13 protein-coding genes are annotated in these 19,581 nt (G+C 65.2%); 7 read left to right on the top strand and 6 right to left on the bottom strand.

Features of this window, described 5'->3' with window-relative positions; all coding sequences use genetic code 11:
• Nucleotides 1–70: 70 nt before the first annotated feature.
• From modA to ACR9ZC_RS00960, 3 genes are all read left to right on the top strand, one after another.
• Complete coding sequence (gene modA, locus ACR9ZC_RS00970) at nucleotides 71–871, top strand: molybdate ABC transporter substrate-binding protein (protein ID WP_481578749.1); 801 nt, start codon at nucleotides 71–73, stop codon at nucleotides 869–871.
• Nucleotides 872–1,191: 320 nt separating this feature from the next.
• Entirely contained in the window at nucleotides 1,192–1,866 is a 675-nt protein-coding gene (gene modB, locus ACR9ZC_RS00965; RefSeq protein ID WP_481579677.1) for a molybdate ABC transporter permease subunit, read from the top strand.
• A gap of 55 nt (nucleotides 1,867–1,921) precedes the next feature.
• Nucleotides 1,922–2,617 carry an ATP-binding cassette domain-containing protein gene (locus ACR9ZC_RS00960; RefSeq protein WP_481579676.1) on the top strand — a complete coding sequence of 232 codons (696 nt, stop codon included), beginning with the start codon at nucleotides 1,922–1,924 and terminating at the stop codon, nucleotides 2,615–2,617.
• A gap of 15 nt (nucleotides 2,618–2,632) precedes the next feature.
• Here ACR9ZC_RS00960 and ACR9ZC_RS00955 read toward each other — a convergent pair whose 3' ends face one another.
• The gene (locus tag ACR9ZC_RS00955) at nucleotides 2,633–3,550 is read right to left on the bottom strand and encodes a TOBE domain-containing protein (protein ID WP_481578748.1); all 918 of its coding nucleotides are present in this window, start codon (nucleotides 3,548–3,550) and stop codon (nucleotides 2,633–2,635) included.
• A gap of 81 nt (nucleotides 3,551–3,631) precedes the next feature.
• Complete coding sequence (locus ACR9ZC_RS00950) at nucleotides 3,632–4,018, bottom strand: tautomerase family protein (RefSeq protein ID WP_481578747.1); 387 nt, start codon at nucleotides 4,016–4,018, stop codon at nucleotides 3,632–3,634.
• Between the two features lie 95 nt (nucleotides 4,019–4,113).
• Between ACR9ZC_RS00950 and ACR9ZC_RS00945 the strand changes: the two genes are divergently transcribed.
• A complete protein-coding gene (locus tag ACR9ZC_RS00945) occupies nucleotides 4,114–4,977 on the top strand; it encodes a LysR family transcriptional regulator (RefSeq protein ID WP_481578746.1) in 864 nt (287 codons plus the stop codon).
• A 95-nt stretch (nucleotides 4,978–5,072) separates the two neighbouring features.
• On the opposite strand, the gene ACR9ZC_RS00940 is transcribed toward ACR9ZC_RS00945, so the two are convergent.
• From ACR9ZC_RS00940 to ACR9ZC_RS00925, 4 genes are read right to left on the bottom strand one after another with little or no spacing between them, the layout of a single operon-like run.
• Nucleotides 5,073–5,810, bottom strand: coding sequence for a metallophosphoesterase (locus ACR9ZC_RS00940; protein WP_481578745.1), 738 nt, complete (start codon nucleotides 5,808–5,810; stop codon nucleotides 5,073–5,075).
• A gap of 48 nt (nucleotides 5,811–5,858) precedes the next feature.
• Entirely contained in the window at nucleotides 5,859–7,616 is a 1,758-nt protein-coding gene (locus ACR9ZC_RS00935; RefSeq protein WP_481578744.1) for a c-type cytochrome, read from the bottom strand.
• 48 nt (nucleotides 7,617–7,664) lie between these two features.
• Nucleotides 7,665–9,266, bottom strand: a complete 1,602-nt coding sequence (locus ACR9ZC_RS00930) for a GMC family oxidoreductase (RefSeq protein WP_481578743.1) — start codon at nucleotides 9,264–9,266, stop codon at nucleotides 7,665–7,667.
• Between the two features lie 18 nt (nucleotides 9,267–9,284).
• Nucleotides 9,285–9,836 carry a sugar dehydrogenase complex small subunit gene (locus ACR9ZC_RS00925; RefSeq protein WP_481578742.1) on the bottom strand — a complete coding sequence of 184 codons (552 nt, stop codon included), beginning with the start codon at nucleotides 9,834–9,836 and terminating at the stop codon, nucleotides 9,285–9,287.
• 561 nt (nucleotides 9,837–10,397) lie between these two features.
• On the opposite strand from ACR9ZC_RS00925, the gene ACR9ZC_RS00920 reads away from it, so the two are divergent.
• Genes ACR9ZC_RS00920 through glgB form a run of 3 tightly spaced genes read left to right on the top strand, consistent with a single transcriptional unit; the run spans nucleotide 10,398 to nucleotide 19,580 of the window.
• On the top strand, nucleotides 10,398–13,865 hold the full coding sequence (locus ACR9ZC_RS00920; protein ID WP_481578741.1) for a maltotransferase domain-containing protein: 3,468 nt from the start codon (nucleotides 10,398–10,400) through the stop codon (nucleotides 13,863–13,865).
• Entirely contained in the window at nucleotides 13,855–17,319 is a 3,465-nt protein-coding gene (gene treS, locus ACR9ZC_RS00915) for a maltose alpha-D-glucosyltransferase (protein ID WP_481578740.1), read from the top strand. Before ACR9ZC_RS00920 ends, treS begins: the two co-directional genes overlap by 11 nt.
• A 17-nt stretch (nucleotides 17,320–17,336) precedes the next feature.
• A complete protein-coding gene (gene glgB, locus ACR9ZC_RS00910; RefSeq protein ID WP_481578739.1) occupies nucleotides 17,337–19,580 on the top strand; it encodes a 1,4-alpha-glucan branching protein GlgB in 2,244 nt (747 codons plus the stop codon).
• Nucleotide 19,581: the final 1 nt, after the last annotated feature.

The following is a 19,581-nucleotide window of genomic DNA, read 5'->3' as shown; positions in this document are numbered from 1 at the left end:
ACCGTGCGAGGGCGAACCGTTATAACCTCGGTTATATTACGATAGCGTTTTCACTCCGACCCTGCGCGTCATGATCTTCTTTTCGCCTACCGGGCGGCGCACCGGTGCCAGGCTCGCCGCAGCGGCCGTCGCGGTACTCGGCTGCGTTTTGCATCGACCGGCTCATGCCCATGAACTCGTGGTATCCGCCGCTACCAGCCTGACGGACGCCTTCAAGAACATCGCCGCAGCGTTCGAGCAACAGCATCCCGGGACGACAGTGATACTCAACTTCGGCGCTTCGGACATTCTCATGCGGCAAATTGCCAACGGCGCGCCGGCCGACGTCTTCGCGTCCGCAGACCAGACTGCGATGGACAAGGCCGTAGGCGCGGGGGTGATCGATACTGCATCGCGCGTCGACTTCGCCGCAAATTCGCTGGTGATGATCGTACCGGCCGACGGCAAGTTGGCGCTCAAGACGCCACACGAGCTCGCCACGCGTTCGGACTTCGAACGCGTCGCCCTCGCGGATCCGGCGTCGGTGCCCGCGGGCCGCTACACGCAAAAGGCGCTCGAAGCAGACAGCAAGCAACTCTGGGAAGCGATCAAGGCGAAGGCGGTACTGGCGACCAACGTTCGGCAGTGCCTCGATTACGTCGCGCGCGGAGAAGTCGAGGCGGGATTCGTCTTCGGCACGGATGCCGCCATTGCCGGGCGGCGCGTGAAAGTCGCGGCGACATTGCCGACGCCGCAACCGATCGCCTACCCCATCGCCATCGTCAAAACGAGCCAGCACGCCGGCGAGGCGAAGGCATTCGTCGATTACGTCCGCTCATCGGCGGGGCAAACCACGCTCGTCAAATACGGCTTCAGGCCGGCTGCGCAATGATCGATATCGATGCCTAGGGTCTGTTTACATATGGAACGCACGTGCGAATGCCCGAAATCGCTCGCAGGGCAAGGAGTGAGGAGCGCCGTTTGGCCGAGCCAAACAAGCGACGATCGACGCCGCCATGCGGGCGATTTCGCGCATTCCCCTGGAATGAATTTTAGATATGGGGTTGCCACGAGAACGGCCGCTCGCCGCGTTGCGCTCCTTGCGAATACGTCCCAGTATTCGCAGCGTCGCGCGCCTCGCGAGCGGCCGTTCTCGTGGCAACGCACGTGCGTTCCATATGTAAACAGACCCTAGACACGGGCCGACCGATGATGGAACCCGCCTGGACGCCTCTGCTCCTCTCGTTGAAAGTAGCCGGATGGGCCAGCGCGCTCGATCTCGTGCTTGGCGTTGCAGTGGGGCTCGCGCTCGCGCGTTGGCGATCCGGCGCGCGCGATATCGTCGATTCACTGCTGACGTTACCGCTCGTCATGCCGCCCACGGTGCTCGGGTATTACCTCTTGGTGTTGCTCGGCCGGCGGGGCGTGCTGGGTGGACAGCTCGAGTCGTTGGGCATTCACCTCGTTTTCAGCTGGCAAGGAGCCGTCGTCGCGGCGATGGTGGCCGCGTTTCCGCTGGTATTGAAGTCGGCGCGGGCCGCGTTCGAGGCCGTGGAGCCTCAGTTCGAACAGGCTGGGCGTACGCTGGGGCTCGGGGAAACGGCGCTCTTTTTCCGCGTCACGCTGCCGCTTGCCGCGCGCGGTATCCTCGCCGGCGCACTGCTCGCTTTTGCACGCGCGCTGGGCGAGTTCGGCGCCACGCTCATGATCGCGGGCAACCTGCCCGGACGCACGCAGACGCTATCGGTCGCGGTCTACGCCGCCGTTCAAGCGGGCGACGATGCAACCGCAAACACGCTCGTGCTCGTGACGTCTGTCGTCTGCGTCGCGGTGCTGCTCATTGCCGGACGGCTCGTTCCGCAACATTCGCTTTTGACTTCGCGCTGAGATGACAGGATCGAACGGTTCCACGCTCGCTGCACGCGCCACCGACGCACCGCGGATGATCCTTTCCGTCGCCATCCGGAAAACGCTGGTCACGCGCGAGCGGCGCTTCACGCTCGACGTCTCGTTCGAGGCCAATTGCCGCCGTATCGTGCTGTTCGGCCCGTCGGGGGCCGGCAAGACGCTGACGTTGCAGGCGATCGCGGGTTTGCTGCGGCCCGACGACGGCGTCATCTCGCTCGCGGGCAAGACCCTCTTCGACTCGGCGCGCGGGATCGATCTGCCCGCGCGCGAACGCGGCGCGGCCTATCTCTTCCAGGACTATGCGCTCTTCCCGCATCTGAACGTCCGGCAGAACATCGGTTTTTCATTGCGGCGGGGATGGCTCAACCCGGGCGCGCGGCAAGCGCACGAGTCCGTCGATTACTGGATCGATGCCTTCGCGCTCGAAAGCGTAGCCGGCAACTATCCCGCGCAGTTGTCGGGCGGCCAGAAACAACGCGTTGCGCTCGCGCGCGCGCTCGTTTCCCAACCGAACATGCTGCTGCTCGACGAACCGTTCGCCGCGCTCGACGCCGGCATGCGCGAGCGGACGCGGCGCGAACTGGCGGAGCTGCAGGCGCGCCTCGACATTCCAATGGTTTTGATTACACACGATGCGGCCGATGTCGCAGCGTTCGGGGACCAGGTCATTCGGCTGCAGGAAGGCAAGGTGGAAGACAACCCGCCGCTCCACGCGCTCGCGGCGCACTGAGCGACCCGCTGCAAATCAGCCGTCCGTTCCGAGAATCACGCTCGACGCCTTGAATGCCGCGATAGCGGGCATGCCAACGGCGAGCCCCAGTTCGCGGACGCTCTCGTTCGTGACAACGGCCGTCACGACCGTGGGAGCAGGCGCCGCTCCCGCGTCGTCCATGGCAGCGCCGGCGTCGAGCACGAGCGATACTTCAGCGTTCACGGCGCCGGGAACGATGTGGCTGATGCGGCCGTGCAGTTGATTACGCGCCGAAAGACGCAAGGGCGCGACGCTCGCCGGGGTGTCCGGGTTGCCGACGGCAAGCATGACCCACGACGCCTTGACGAGCGCATAAGCCGTTGCGCCCGCGGTCAAGCCGAGCGTTGCGGTACTCTCGCACGTGATCACCGCCACGATCTGCTGTCCGCCCGGCAACTTCATCGTCACTTCGTCGTTGACGGCCCCTTGTGCGATCGACACGATCGTTCCGAACAGCTGATTGCGCGCGCTCGTTTTCATACCGATTCTTCCTATCAACGCCCAATCGCGGGCGAAGTCTTCGATCCCCGCGCTCACGTGCTCGATGAACTTGCGGTGCTCCCGCTCGATGGCGCGGAACGTTTCGATAAGACGTTCGCCGCGCGGCGTCAGTGTCGTGCCGCCGCCGCCCTTGCCTCCCGTCGCGCGCACGACGAGCGCAACCCCTGCGAGGTTGTTCATCGCATCGATTGCATCCCAGGCCGCTTTGTAGCTGATGCCGACGGCTTTGGCCGCGCCGGTGATGGAGCCCGTTTCGCGGATCGCCGCGAGCAACGCGATGCGCGCCGCCCCGGCCAGCGTTTCGCCGCCCGCGCTGAGCCAAAGCGAGCCACCGAGCCCGAACGCCCCGGCACGGGCGTCCGCCTGCGGGCCGGAATCGGACGCTGCACGGGACGGTGGCACTTCGCTCATGGGCTCGACGTGAACTGGAACAGTTGGCGGAAGAACGTGAATCGGCGCCGCCCATTATAGGCAGCGGCGCTGCCCACCGGCTCAACGCTTGACGTACTGCGCCACGCCATGACCGAACGACCAGTTTTCCGGCAGCACCTCCACGAGATTGATGAAGACGTCTTCCGGCCGCAAGCCCGGCCGTTCCGCCAGCAGATCGACGATGCGCCGGTATAGCGCCTCCTTTTGCTCGAGACCGCGCGTGTTGCTGACGGTCAACTGAACGACCACGAAGTCGTCACTGCGCTCGATTCCGAGGTAGTGCCGGTTATAGACCCGGGACCCGGGGGCGTGCTCGTCGATGAGGACGAATTGATCGTCCTGCGGAACGTTGAACGTTTCGACGAGCGCACGTTGTACGCCGTCGACCAACGCCGCGCGATAGGCGTCGGATTTACCGGCGGCTAGCGAAATTCGAGTGAGGGGCATGACGGTCTCCGCGATGAACGATGGAGTAGGCAGAATAAGTTCAGTCGATCATAATTAACAGTCATGTATCTATATTTCATCCATTTCGTTTCAAAATGAAAGTATTGGACCTCGATGCGGTTCGGGCCTTCGTCCATGTCGCGGACCTGCGCAGTTTCACGCGAGCGGGCGAGATGCTCGAGACGACGCAGTCAGCGGTCAGCCTCAAGATCAAGCGCCTCGAAGCCCAGCTCGGCAAGGCGCTGTTCGAGCGTACGCCGCGCTCGGTGCGGCTCTCGGCTGCGGGCGATGCGTTCCTGGAATCGGCGCGCCGCCTGCTCGATGCACATGAGCAGGCGCTGACATCGCTTGGGACCGAACGCGCCCGGCTACGAATCGGTCTGAGCGAACACGCCTCGGGGCCGCAACTGCCGCAACTCGTTGCCGGCCTGCACCGGCACGATCCGCAACTCGTCGTGGAAATGCATCTCGGACTGTCGGCGGCGCTCCTCGCGCAATACGACGAGCGGCAACTCGATGCCTGCATCGTGCGCTACGAGGCCAACGAAACGCCGGCATGGCGTGCGCGCAGCGATGCCGAGGCACTTTTCGTCGAACCGCTCGTATGGGTCGCCGCACCGGGCTGGAAGCGTACTGCCGGGCTCCCGTTGCCGCTCGCCACGCTGGCCGGTCCTTGCGGCGTGCGCTCGGTGGCATTGCAAACGCTGGATCGAGCGCACATCGCCTGGCAGGAAACGTTCGTCGGGGGCGGGATCGCGGCCGTCGGCGCCGCGGTCGCTGCCGGCCTTGCGGTATCGGCGCTCGCGCGGCGCGTGGCGCCCGTCGGCCTCGTAGATATCGGCAGCGCCGCGGGACTGCCGCCGCTGCCGCGGTCGCACATCGTCCTTCATTCGCGAGTGCGCGAGCCGCGCGCTCATTCGGCACTGCGCATTCTCGCGGCGGGACTGTCGCGAAGTTGAGGCGAGTCCGCAGCGATGGGCACTACCCCGCAGCGAGGGCGTCGATATCGAAACCGATGGTGCCCTTCCGTCTTCAGGCGCGAGTCCTGGGCGATTCAGGGCAACGCCATATGAGACGCGCCCTCCGCCAAGGCGGTTTCGACCGATACGGACCATGCGCGTGGCGTCAGCGCTTCGGTGATGGTCAGCTTGCCCGTCACGGCGAACGCGCCGGTATCGATGAAGACCTGAGAGCCGATGCGCCCCATTTCGCGCATCGGCGTGTGGCCGCAATAAGTCAGCGATAAGCCCGCCTGTCGCGCCGGGTCGCCGTTGCCAAGCGCAAGTTCACGGCCCCACAGCATTTGCTGTCTGACGCGCTCGGTGAAGACGCCCGAATCGAGGTCGAGGTCGGAGCCGAAGAATTCCGCATGCACGATATTGAAACGCCGCATCCCCGCACCGACGACCCGCGCGAGCGGCAGCGTGCGCAAACGCCGCGCATACTCCTGGAGCGTTTCATCCGACAAATCGTCGGCCCAGTCGCCGCCGATGCCATGCCACCAACTGCGGCGCATGCCGCCTTCCGCTACGAGACACAAAGCCTCCTCGTGGTTGCCGAGCACGGAATAAAACCACGGCTTGTCGAGCAGCGCGAGCGCCGCCTCCGACTGGCTGCCTCGATCGACGAGATCGCCGACCGAAAAGAGCCGGTCCCGTGTGCCGTCGAACTCGATTTCGCGCAGTAGATAGCGCAGCGCGTCCACGCAGCCATGCAGATCGCCGACCACGAAATCGCGGCCCGCCGTATTCGATTCATGCCGGCAAACGAGGGGAATGTTTTGAGTTTCCATACCGCATCTTATGCTCGTGCGCGTTGCCGCGCCCCGCAATGCAATTTCCTATTGCTGCTGCGCGCGCAATTGCGCCACGTCGCCGGCCGTCAACGTGGCGCGCGGATCGCCGAAGTGCTGCGTGACGTAGTTCACGATCGCCGCGATCTGCTCGTCGTTCAGTTGATCGCCGAAGCCGGGCATCAACACGTTTGCGTGCTTCGTCTTGCGCACCACACCATGCAGCACCACCAACGCGAGGTTGGAAGCATTATTTGCGCCCACTACGGAGTTATGAATCAGCGACGGGTAAGCCAACGCAGCGTCACCACCGATGCCGCGGCCGGTCCAGTCGTGACAGCTCGCACAGTTGCCGACGAAAAGCTGGGCGCCGTTCACGCCGACAGGCGACGTACCGCGTAATTGCGTTACATCGTCGGCAGGTTTGCCCCACTGATCGCGCGCTCGGGCGTCGCCGCCAGCGACAGGCGGCACCGAACGCAAATACACGCCGATCGAGCGCAGGTCCTCGTTGGTCAGAAACTGGGTGCTGTCGGCGACCACCTCCGCCATCGGCCCTGCCGCATTGGCGCGGCCCGGCGCAACGCCGACGGACAGATAGTGCACGAGGTCGTCGTCGCCCCAGTTGCCAATGCCGGACGTCTTGTCGGGTGTGATGTTGAATGCGTGCCAACCTGCCTGCACTTCGCCCGAAAGCCGACCGCTCGTCTTCAGCCCTTGCATGAAGTTGCGGGGCGTGTGGCACTCCTCGCAATGCGCGAGCCCTTCGACCAGATAGGCACCGCGGTTCCATTGCGGACTTTGCTTCGGATCGGGGACGAAGCGGCCCTCATGGAAATTGAAGAGCTTCCAGAAGAACAGCAACCACCGCTGATTGAACGGGAACTTGAGGTCGTTACGCGGCGGCGTGTAATGAACGGGCGTCAGTGTGTTCAGATAGGCGCGAATCGCCAATACGTCGCGTTCGGCAATACGCGTGTACTCCGTATAGGGGAAGGCGGGATAGAGATGCTCTCCGCCCTTGCCGACCCCTTCGTGCATGGCCCGCACGAAGTCGGCGTCGGTCCACCGGCCGATGCCCGTATCGGGATCGGGCGTGATGTTGGGCGTATAGATCGTCCCGAACGGCGTGCCGATCGGCAATCCGCCCGCGTAAGGCCGGCTCTTGTCGGCCGTATGGCACGCAATGCAGTCGCCCGCGCGGGCCAGATAGGCACCGCGCTTCACCAGGTCGGCACTCTCCGCGTCGGCTTGCGTAAAGGTGGGGGCGATCGTTGCGGCATCGGCCGACGCACCTTCGGGACCCGGCGCGCCGGAGGGCGATTCGGTCGGCGTCGGTGCGCTCGCCACTGCAGTCGAAGCCGACGTCGTCGCCGAAGCCGACGATGACGCCGAGCCCGCCACGTTCGACACCGGCACCGCCGCCGCGGGCGTGCTCGCTGTCGGCGGTTCGGTCGTCGATGCGGCAGATGCGGCAGATGCGGCAGATGCGGCAGATGCGTTGGATACGCCGGAGCTCTCGCTCGCGCCGGAAGACGGCAATGCTGCATGCACCGGCGCCGCTACCGTTCCCGAGCGTGACGAGGCGGCAAGCGCCGCATCGGGTCCTTGCGCCTGCGCGACCGAAAGCGGCAACTCATCGGCCGGCGACAGATCGGCATCGACCGACGCATGCCAGGCGAGATACAACGCAAATCCGCAAAACGCGGTGGCGACCGTGGCAATGCGCCGCAACCGCCGCCGCGCACGCCTTGCAGCTTCGTGGCCCATACCGGCTGGATCGGAGCGAGGTCGCGGGTTCGTCATCGGAAGTCTCATCGGATCGGCGTGCCAAGTGCGGTGTCCAAACAGTGTCTACAGTTCATGCTTGAGCTTGTCCGCAAGGCGTAGCGCCAACGCGGCAATCGTCAGCGTGCAGTTGACCGATGCGGCGCTCGGCATCACGCCGCTCGTCGCGAGGAAAAGGTTCTGGTGATCGTGCGTGCGGCAATCGGCGTCGACGACCGAGTCCGCCGGATCGGCGCCCATGATCGTCGTCCCCATGATGTGGTTGTTGGGCGCGAAACGATCGTCGAACGTCACTTCCGTGCCGCCGAACAGCGCCGCGATCTGCGCATACACGTCGTGCGTGTGCGCCGCGCTTTTCTTCACGTACTCGCCGATGGCGTAGTAAATCTCCGGCTGCGGAATGCCGAGCGCATCCTTACGGTCGGCCGACGGCACGATCCGATTGCCCGGTTCGGGCAGGATCTCGTGGAAGCTGTTGATGGTGAGCGTGCGCGATGCGCGATCGCGGATCTGCCGGTCTAGTTCGGCACCGGTCAGCCCCGCTTGCAACAATGCGGCCGTCACCGCCATCGTCGACACGCCGTTCGACAGGTGCAGCTTCTTGGCGGCGTACTCCGAGCGGAAAGCGCCATCCCTGAAGTTGACGACCGATGTCATTTCCATCGGCCCGCGCCCGGGCCACAACGCCTCGTTCGCGAGGAAGCTCACACCGGTGCCGGGGTGATCCATCAAATTGCGGCCGACCTGATCGGAGCGGTTGCCGACGCCGTGCTGAAACTTGTCGCTCGTCGACATCAGCATCAGCTTCGGTGTCTCGATACCGTTCGCCGCCAGCACGAAGAACTTGCCCGTCACGCGCGTCGTCCCGCCCGAAGGGTCCTTGTAATGCACGGCGGAGATGAGCCCCTTGTCGTCGGCTTCTACTCGATAGACCACCGCCTGCGGCACGAGCTGAGCGCCCGCGCGCTCGGCTTTCTCGGCATGCACGATGCCGTTGTACATCGCCGCGATCGGGCAGATCGGCATGCAGTTGTTGTTGCCGCAACAGGTGGGGCGCGCGTCGTAGGGCTGGCTATTGCGCGCGACCGGTTCGGACACCACCTTGAAGGCATTGGCGTTGAGCACTTCGGCAAACCGCGCATCCATGAACGAGAGCGGCAGCGCCGGCATCGGATAAGGCTTGGCGCGTGGCGACCCGAGATCGACCGACAGCTCGGGGCCGGACACACCGAGCTCGACCTCAGCCGCGTAGTACCAAGGCTCCAGCGTTTCGTACGGAAACGGCCAGTCGCGGCCGACGCCGAACAGCGTCTTCAGCTTGAAATCGGAGGGCAACAGACGCCACGCAGCGGCGGCCCAGTGCCAGGTCGTGCCCCCGACGAGCCGCAGGTATTGCGATTCGTACGGATACTCTCCCTTCTGAATCAAATAGTTGTTCGGCGGCGAATACTCGGGATGCGGTGCATAGGGCATCGACGGGTAGGGGGTCGCGAAGTCCGCCTTGGCAGGCGAGTTGCGGAAGTTCTCGACGATCTGCCAGCGAGCGAGGCGCGGCCCCGCTTCGAGGAGAATGACCGACGCGCCCGCCAACGCGAGCTGATGCGCAACGAGACTGCCCGCCACGCCGGAGCCGATTACGACGACATCGGCAGAAGGGTTGTTTGCCATGTGTTGTAGTAGGTTCGGCTAAGGCTTGCGCGTCCAGTAAAACGGCACATCCCGGCAGTACGACGGCACGGTCAGCACGTCTTTGACGGGATCGAACATCAGGGCTCTTTCGTAGGCGAGCACTTTCACGGTGGGCGACTCGCCGACTAGACCGAGGTACCACGCGCGCATGATCTGGCCGACTGTCTTCGCGAGTGGCGGCTCCGCGGCCCGCAGCGCAGCCGTCACGATATCGCGCGGCACACCGCCGTGCGATTTGAGCCACGTATTGATTGCGGCGACGTTTTGCGTGAACGCGTTGTCGGTCTTGACGAGTGCTTCGTAGATGCGCTTGCCGAGCGCGGGATCGAGCTGACTTCGTCCGCACAGCTCCTTCGTCAACGCGATGAACGCATCGAACCCGCCGCCCGCCGGGGGCGAGAATGCGAACGCCGAGCGGGTGCCGAACGGCAGGCCCAGCATCGTGGCGATCGATAGCGCGCTCGCGAAGGCGGACGTGCCGAGCACGAACGTTCTACGGGCGAAAGCCGCCGGCGCGTTGCGGCGCCGGCTCTCTCGGGCATCTGTCATGTGGGCTCCAAGGTCTGATCGTGACCCTGCCGGCACGCGCCGGCATTGCAGGTCGCCCCCGAATCCGGTCTTGGCGCCGCCCTTGAACTGGCGGTCTTTCATTATGCGAGATCGTGCGAGATGCGCGGGCGGCGCCCACAGCGACGAAATATAGCCGTCTCGGCTGCATTCGACAATCGTCGGATAATGCTTCGCGCGTCCGGATGGGGCGAATGCGCGCCAAATCGGCATCCGATGTAAAAACGCGCCAGCGCGGCACGCCAGATTTACCCGCTCCGGCCGGCGCGGGCCGCGAGCGCCGCTCGCGGTGCGCAAAACACCTCACCTCCGCGGCCAACGCGCGCATACTGGTCGCCATTGACGATTCGCGCCGACATGGGCGCGCCGTCCCGCCACCGCGGCATGCAACCTGCTTGCGTTGCTCTCGTTCGCGCGCAAGCGCCGCCGAGGTCCCGGGCCGATGCCTCCCGTCCCGGCGCGCCTCGAGCGCCACCTTCTATGGCGATGCGATCGCGCGCGAGCCGCGTGCATCCACACCGCCGGACGACCTGGAATCGACCGATGGAACGACGTCAAGCGTATGCGCCGCGGATCTACTTCATTCACCCCCTTCTCGTTGGGCACCTCGACGCGTGGCCGGCCCAATTCGAGCGCGCGGCCGCGCTCGGGTTCGATCACGTCCTGATCGGCTCGCCATTCGCGCCCGACGAAGCGGGCCATCTCTATCTCGTCGCCGACCACGACCGGCTTCATCCTGCGTTCGCGAGCGCGGACGATGCGAACACGGCGCTCGGGCGTCTTGCGCGTGAGGCCCGCGCCAACGGTCTCGCGTTGCTCGTCGATGTCGTACTCGATCGCGTCGCCGGCAACAGCGCGCTCGTGCGCGGTCACGGCGAGTGGTTTCGCCGTTCCGAGATCGACGAGTGGAAGCTCGATCCACGGCACGCGCCTCGCGTGGATCATGCCGCCCATGCGGACTTCGACGACGCACGCGCCGCCGCGGAACTCGGCGCCTGGTGGGGCGAGCGGCTCACCGCGCTCGCACAGGCCGGCGTGGCGGGATTTCGTTTCGATTCGCCGCACCGGGTCAGCGCCGATGTCTGGCGCGAACTGGGCGCCGCGCTGCGTGCCCGCCACCCCGAAACGCGCTTTCTGGCCGCAACGCCGGGCCTCGCGCGCGGCGAGCTCGCGCGTCTCGAGCGCGCGGGATTCGACAGCGTCTTCTCGTCGGTCCGATGGTGGGACTTCCGTCAAGACTGGCTCGTGGAAGAACACGCGGCGCTCGCGCGCATCGGCGCACCGATCGCTTTTCCGGAGACGCCGTATGGACCACGCCTCGTCAATGACTACACGGGTTCGACCGACGCGGTGGCGATCGAGCGCGCCTACCGGCGCGCGATCGATGCGTGTGCCGCACTGGGGACCGGCTGGCTCGTGCCGATGGGCTTCGAGCGCGGCATCGACGAGCCGTTCTCGTACCGTTCGGGCAGCCCTGCGGCCTACCGGGCGGCTCTCGACGCGGGCCGCTTCGATCTGAGCGAATACATCGCGCAAACCAACCGCATGCTCCAACAAACGCCTCTTTTGGCGACGGTGGGCGAGCTGCGAGCCCTTTCGAGCGCCGGCGCGCACGTGGCCGCATTGCTGCGCGGAGAATCCGCCGACTTGCGCGATGCGCGCGAGGGGGCACTGCTGCTGGCCAACCCGGACCTCAGGGCGCCGGCCTTCGTCGATCCGGGACAACTTCTCGACGGCGTGCCCGGCAACCTGACGTTATTCAAGCCGCTCGTCCAGCCCTGCACGGCACCGGCCGAGCCGCTCGACCCGTTCACGCTCGCGCCCGGGGAAACGCGGCTTTTGCGCGCCGTCGCGAGCCCGTGCGTGAGCTCGCGTCACGCTACGAAACGCGCGGCGACGGCAGCCGTTACGGAAGCGATCGCGGCCCCGCGCGTTGCGATCGAAAGCGTGTCGCCTTCCATCGACGGCGGCCGCTTCGTCGCAAAGCGCGTCGTGGGCGAGCCGATCGAGATCAGCGCGGCGATCTTCGGCGAAGGACACGACAAGATTGCGGCAGCTGTCATCTGGCGTGCCGCCGATGAGCTCAAGTGGCGCGAGACACGGATGGTCCCGGCCGAACCCGCGGGACTCGACCTTTGGCGCGCGCAGATCGCGCTGGGACGCGTCGGGCGGTATGAATTCACGGTGATCGCATGGCGCGACGATTTCGCCTCGCTAGTCGATCACATCCGCAAAAAACTGAAAGCCGACCAGGCCGTCGATCTCGAGCTCGAAGAAGCCCGTCATCTGCTCGCCCGCGTGCTGGCCGAGGCTCAGACGGCCGATACGGTCGACGCCGATCCGCATCGGGATCAGCATGACGCCCATAAAGCGCAGCGCGATGCGATCGCGCGCCTCAAGGAGTTGGCCCGGCGATTCGCGCAGGCCAACCCGGCGGCTCGGCTCGACATCGTGCTCTCGCCGGAAACGGAAAGCGCCGTTGCGCTGGCCCGCCACCGCCCGTTTCTTTCGCGCGACCCGGTGATTTACCGCATCGACGCGGAACGGTCCGCGGCCCGCTTCGGCAGTTGGTACGAAATCTTCCCGCGCTCGATGAGCGACGATCCCACGCGTCACGGTACCTTCGACGATGTCATCGCAAAGCTGCCGCGCATACGCGACATGGGCTTCGACGTTCTCTACTTCCCGCCGATTCACCCGATCGGTAAAACGAATCGAAAGGGCCGCAACAATACGCTGAACGCGCAGCCCGGCGACGTGGGCAGCCCCTACGCGATAGGAGGCCAAGAAGGCGGGCACACGGCGGTTCATCCCGAGCTCGGCACGCTCGACGACTTCAAGCGCATGCTGGCTGCCGCGCACGAGCACGGCCTCGAAATCGCGCTCGACTTTGCGATCCAGTGCTCGCCCGATCACCCGTGGCTCGCCGAACATGCATCGTGGTTCGCCTGGCGCCCCGACGGCTCGCTGCGCTACGCCGAGAATCCGCCGAAGAAGTACCAGGACATCGTGAACCCGGAGTTCTACGCGCACGATGCGAAGCCCGCGTTGTGGCTCGCGCTGCGCGACATCATCCGCTTCTGGATCGATGCGGGCGTACGGATTTTTCGCGTCGACAACCCGCATACGAAGCCGTTGCCGTTCTGGGAATGGATGATCGGCGATATTCGTGCTGCGCATCCCGATGTCATCTTCCTGTCCGAGGCATTTACGCGTCCTCGTCTTATGTACCGGTTGGCGAAGATCGGCTTTTCGCAGTCGTACACGTACTTCACGTGGCGCGAATCGAAGCGCGACTTCACCGACTACCTGAGCGAGCTCACGCAGACGAACGTGCGCGAATTCTTCCGCCCGCACTTTTTCGTCAATACGCCCGATATCAATCCGCGTCACCTGCAAGCGTCAGGGCGAGCGGGGTTCATGATCCGGGCCGCGCTCGCGGCGACGCTCTCGGGACTATGGGGCGTGTACAGCGGCTTCGAGCTCTGCGAATCGAAGGCGCTGCCCAACAGCGAGGAGTATCTCGATTCCGAGAAGTATCAGTTGCGTGCCTGGGATTGGGACAGGCCCGGCAATATCGTCGATGTGGTCACGACACTCAATCGGATCCGTCGCGCCAACCGCGCCTTGCAAACGCATCTCGGACTCACGTTCCTCAGCGCGCACAACGAGCGCATTCTCTTTTTCGAAAAGGCGACCCCAGCGCGCGACAACGTGATCCTCGTCGCCATCTGCCTCGATCCGTTTTCGCCGCAGGAGGCGGATGTCGAGCTGCCGTGGCACACCTTCGCTCACTGGCACATGCTCGACGGGGATGCACTGGCCGTGACCGATCTCGTCAGCGGCGCACGCTTCGAATGGCGTGGCCGCCATCAGCACATCCGGATCGAGCCCGACACGCTGCCGTTCGCAATACTGCGCATCGCGCCTGCAGCGGGGTTGCCGCGCGATACGCGCGCGCAGCTCGAACATGGCCGGCCCGCCGCCGCGGAGACCCATCATGAAGCGTGAAGATCATCACGTCGACCCGGCCACCGCCGAGGCCGACCGTGCCCCGGACGCGAGCCGCAAGCGCGAGCGGGCCCGCCGCCGGGCAAAGCAATCGCCGCTGACGGACGATCCGCTCTGGTACCGGGACGCGATCATCTATCAAGTGCACGTGAAGTCGTTTTTCGATGCGAACAACGACGGAGTCGGCGACTTTCCGGGCCTCATCGCGAAGCTCGACTATATTGCCGGTCTCGGCGTCGATACGATCTGGCTGCTGCCGTTCTATCCTTCTCCGCGCCGCGACGATGGCTACGACATCGCCGATTATCGCGACGTGCACCCCGATTACGGCACGCTCGCCGATGTGCGCCGCTTCATCCAGGGTGCCCACGCGCGCGGTATCCGTGTCGTGACCGAACTCGTCATCAACCATACGTCGGATCAGCATCCATGGTTTCAGCGGGCGCGGCGCGCCAAACCGGGCTCGAACTATCGCAATTACTATGTCTGGTCCGATACGGACAAGAAGTACGCCGGCACGCGCATCATCTTCATCGACACCGAGCCGTCGAACTGGACGCACGACCCGGTCGCGAACGCGTATTACTGGCACCGCTTCTATTCGCACCAGCCCGACCTGAACTTCGACAATCCCGCCGTGATGCGCGAAGTGCTGCAGGTCATGCGCTTCTGGCTCGACATGGGCATCGACGGGCTGCGGCTCGACGCCGTACCGTACCTCGTAGAGCGCGAAGGGACCAACAACGAGAATTTGCCGGAGACGCACGCGATCCTGAAGCGCATTCGCGCGACGATCGATGCGGAGTATCCGAACCGGATGCTGCTTGCCGAAGCGAATCAGTGGCCCGAGGACGTGCAGGAGTACTTCGGCAACGAAGACGAATGCCACATGGCATTCAACTTCCCGCTGATGCCGCGTCTTTACATGGCGATCGCGAGCGAGGACCGATTCCCGATCACCGACATCATGCGGCAAACCCCGGAGTTGCCGCCCACTTGCCAGTGGGCCATCTTCCTGCGCAACCACGACGAGCTCACGCTCGAGATGGTGACCGATTCCGAGCGCGACTATCTGTGGAACACCTATGCGAGCGATCGTCGCGCGCGGCTCAATCTCGGCATCCGCAGGCGGCTCGCTCCGCTCATGGAACGCGACCGCCGCCGCATCGAACTCATCAATTCGCTGCTACTGTCGATGCCGGGCACGCCCGTCATCTATTACGGCGACGAACTCGGCATGGGCGACAACATCCATCTCGGCGATCGCGATGGCGTGCGCACGCCGATGCAGTGGTCGTCCGACCGCAACGGCGGATTTTCGCGGGCCGATCCCGAGCAACTGGTACTGCCGCCGTTGATGGGTTCGCTCTACGGCTTCGACGCAGTCAACGTCGAAGCGCAAACGCGCGATCCGCATTCGCTGCTCAACTGGACGCGCCGGATGCTCGCGACGCGCCGTTCGGCCCACACGTTCGGGCGCGGCAGCATCCGCTTCCTGCGGCCCGCGAATCGCAAGATTCTGGCTTACCTGCGCGAGCTCGAAGGGCAGCCGCCGATCCTTTGCGTCGCGAATCTTTCGCGCGCGCCGCAGGCCGTCGAGCTGGATCTGTCGGAGTTTGCCGGACGCGTCCCCGTCGAAATGACGGCCGATTCCGTCTTTCCGGCCATCGGGCAGCTCAGCTATCTGCTGACGTTCCCACCCTACGGCTTCCTCTGGTTCTCGCTGTGCTCGCGCGAGGACCGTCCGTCGTGGAGCCAGCCCGGTTCCGAGCAACTGCCGGAATTCGTCACGCTCGTCATTCGGTCCGAGCAGACGGGACCGACGCCCGAAAACGTGCGGCTGCTCGAATCGGAAGTGCTGCCATCGTATCTGAGCCGTCGGCGCTGGTTCGCCTCCAAGGACCAGAAGCTCAAGGCAGTCCGGCTCGCCGCCCTCACCACCATTCCCGATGCCGGTTTCGCCTTCACGGAAATCGAAGCCGATGTCGGCAGCCATACCGAGCGCTACGTGCTGCCGCTCGGCATCACCTGGGGCTCGGATACCACCGTGCCGCTCTTCATGCAGCTCGCGCTCGCTCGTGTGCGACGTGGGCGCAACATCGGACATCTGACCGATGCGTTCGCGCTGCCGCAGTTCGCGCATGGCGTACTGAAAAAACTGCGCGAGCGCGCCATCGTGCAGACCGTCCAAAAGAGCGAAATCCGCTTCGTGCCGACTGCACGCTTCGACGAACTCGAGGACATCGGCGAATCCGCGGAGATCCGCTGGCTGGCCGCCGAGCAGAGCAACAGCTCGCTGATCGTGGCCGAGCGCGTCGTGCTCAAGCTCGTGCGGCGCGTCGTCGGCGGCGTTCACCCCGAAGCGGAGATGAGCCGCTATCTGACCGACATCGGCTATGCCAACACGGCACCGCTTTACGGTGAAGTCGTGCGTGTCGATCCCGAGGGGGTGCCGCATACGCTCGTCCTCCTGCAAGGCTTCATCGAAAACCAGGGCGACGCGTGGAACTGGGCCCTCGACTATCTGCGCCGGGTCGTCGACGAGCTCGCGCTCGCCGCCGAAACCGAGGAGCCGGAACAGGAAGCGGACAAGTTCGCGGCCTATTGCGGCCTCACTGGAACGATCGGACGCCGGCTCGGCGAGCTTCACGCGGCACTCGCGGCGCCCAGCGACAACCCGGCCTTCGCGCCGGAGCCCGCCACGCGCAAAGACGTGCGCGGGTGGGTCGACGGCGTGAAAACGATGCTGGCGGCCGGGCTCGATGTTCTCGCCGCGGAGCTCGCCAAACCCGGCGAGCATCTTTTGCCCGATACGCGCGCGGCAGCCGAGCACCTCGTCTCGATTCGCGCACGGCTCACCGAGGCGATCGAGAAGCATGTTCCCGAGACCGTCGACGCGTTGCGCATTCGCGTGCATGGCGACTTCCACCTGGGGCAGGTGCTGATCGCGCAAAACGATGTCTATCTGATCGACTTCGAAGGCGAGCCCGCGCGGTCGCTCGAGGAACGGCGTATGAAGAGAAGCCCGCTCGTCGACGTGGCCGGCCTGCTGCGCTCGCTTTCCTATGCAAGCGCCGCCGCGCAGCCGACGCTCGAAAACGCGCCGGCGCCGACCGCCGATCGCAAGCGCATGCTGTTCGAGCGCTTCCGCACGAGCGGCGAGGAAGCCTTCCTGGCCGGCTATCGCGAGGCGATCGACAAAGCGGTGAAACCGCTCGTCACCGGGGAGACGCAGGCCGCCCTGCTCGATCTTTTCCTGATCGAGAAAGCCGCCTACGAGGTCCGCTACGAAGCCGCCAATCGGCCGACCTGGCTGGCGCTGCCCGTGCGCGGCCTTGCCGCGCTCGCAGACCGGCTGCTCGGCGTACCGGCGTCCGGAGCCGGCAGTGGCGGCGGCAAAACCAGCGCACTGGGTGACGACGGCCACGCCGACGGCTCGCCCGCGTCGCCTTGATCTGCTTCGGTGTACTCATGAACGATACATCCTTCCCCCGCCACTCCGGTGCCGACCGCAATCCGTCGATCGGGCTCGATCCCGTCGACATCGAGGCGCTCGTGGACGCCCGCCATCCCGATCCGTTCTCGCGGCTCGGCATGCATTCGACGAGCGCGGGCCATGTCGTGCGCGCCCTGTTGCCCGGCGCGGCGCACGTGGCTGTCATCGACCGCGCGAGCGGCGCTGTGCTCGGCCAACTTTCCGAGATCGCCGCGGGCGGCCTGTTCGCGGGCTTCGTCGAGCGCGCCGTACCTTACAGACTGCGCATCGACTGGCATGGCGTCGAGCAAGAAATCGAGGACACCTACTCGTTCGGGTCCGTGCTCGACGAAGACGCACTGCAACGGCTCGCGCGGGCGGACCCCTACGCCGTCATACAGTGCCTCGGCGCGCGGCCGTGCACGCAAGACGGCATACCGGGGGTGCGTTTTGCCGTGTGGGCACCCAATGCGCGGCGTGTCTCGGTCGTCGGCGAATTCAATGCATGGGATGGCCGTCGCCACCCCATGCGGCTCAGGCACGTCGCCGGGGTATGGGAGCTCTTCGTCCCGCGCCTCGCGGCAGGCGCGACCTACAAATACGAAATCATTGCGAGAGACGGCCACACGCTGCCGCTGAAGGCCGATCCTTGCGCCATGCAAACGGAGCGCACACCGGCAACCGCATCGGTCGTGGCCGACGTGGAGCGTATCGAGCAATTTCGCTGGACCGACGGTGCATGGATTGCGAACCGTGGATCGTTGCAAACACCCGACGCGCCCATTTCGATCTACGAGGTGCATCCCGAATCGTGGCTGCGCATCGATGAAGCTGGGCATCGCGGGCTGAACTGGTCCGAGCTGGCCGAGCGGCTGATCCCCTACGCGCTCGACATGGGCTTCACGCATGTCGAATTCCTGCCGATCGCGGAGCATCCGTTCGGCGGCTCCTGGGGTTACCAGCCGCTTTCGCCGTTCGCCCCGTCGGCCCGCTTCGGCCCGCCCGAAGGTTTCGCGGAATTCGTCAATCGCGCGCACGAAGCGGGGCTCGGCGTCATTCTCGACTGGGTCAGCGCGCACTTCCCGAACGATGCGCACGGTCTCGCGGCATTCGACGGCACCCCGCTCTACGAGCATGCCGATCCACGCGAGGGCTACCATCAGGACTGGAACACGATGATCTACAACCTCGGTCGCCACGAGGTCAGCGCGTTCCTCATCGCTTCCGCCCTCGCCTGGCTGCTGCGCTATCACGTCGACGGATTGCGCGTGGACGCCGTGGCTTCGATGCTCTATCGCGATTATTCGCGCGCCGAAGGCCAATGGGTGCCCAATATCTACGGCGGCCGCGAGAATCTCGAAGCCATCGCGTTCCTCAAACGCGTCAATCACGAAGTGGGCTACGCACCGGGGGTACCCGGTGCGATCACCATCGCGGAGGAATCGACGGCATGGCCCGGCGTCACGGCGCGCGTCGAAGATGGCGGACTCGGCTTCAATTTCAAATGGAACATGGGTTGGATGCACGACACGCTGCACTACGTGCAGGAAGACCCGGTCTATCGACGCTACCACCATCACAACATGACGTTCGGTATGGTCTACGCGTATTCCGAGCGTTTCGTACTGCCGCTTTCGCACGACGAAGTCGTACACGGCAAAGGTTCGCTCCTCGGCAAAATGCCGGGCGACCGGTGGCAGCGCTTCGCCAATCTGCGTGCGTATTTCGGCTTCATGTGGACCCATCCCGGCAAGAAGCTGCTCTTCATGGGCGGCGAGTTTGCGCAGGACACCGAGTTCGATCACGACGGCTCGCCGCGCTGGCATCTGATCGACGACCCGATGCACCGCGGCGTGCAACTGCTCGTACGCGACCTCAACCGTCTGTATGCCGCGGAGCCGGCACTGCATGCGCTCGATTCGGACCCGGGCGGCTTCGAATGGCTCGTCGGCGACGACAGCGCAAACAGCGTGCTCGCGTACCGGCGCTGCGACGGCGCCGGCAGGGAGGTCGCCGTGGTCTGCAACTTCACGCCGGTCCCCCGTCACGGCTACCGAATAGGCATGCAGCGTGCGGGCCCGTGGCACGAGATCATCAATACCGACGCGGACATCTACGGAGGATCGAATGTCGGTAACGGCGGTGTCGCCGTGACCGAAAACGTCGCGAGTCACGGCAAGCCTCAGTCGCTGCTGCTGACGCTGCCGCCGCTCGCGACGATCGTGCTGCGCGCGAACTGAC

Source organism: Trinickia sp. HAY1-2D (assembly GCF_056754935.1).
The sequence above is the reverse complement of the archived record's forward strand: the minus strand, read 5'-3'. Positions and strand labels throughout refer to the sequence as shown.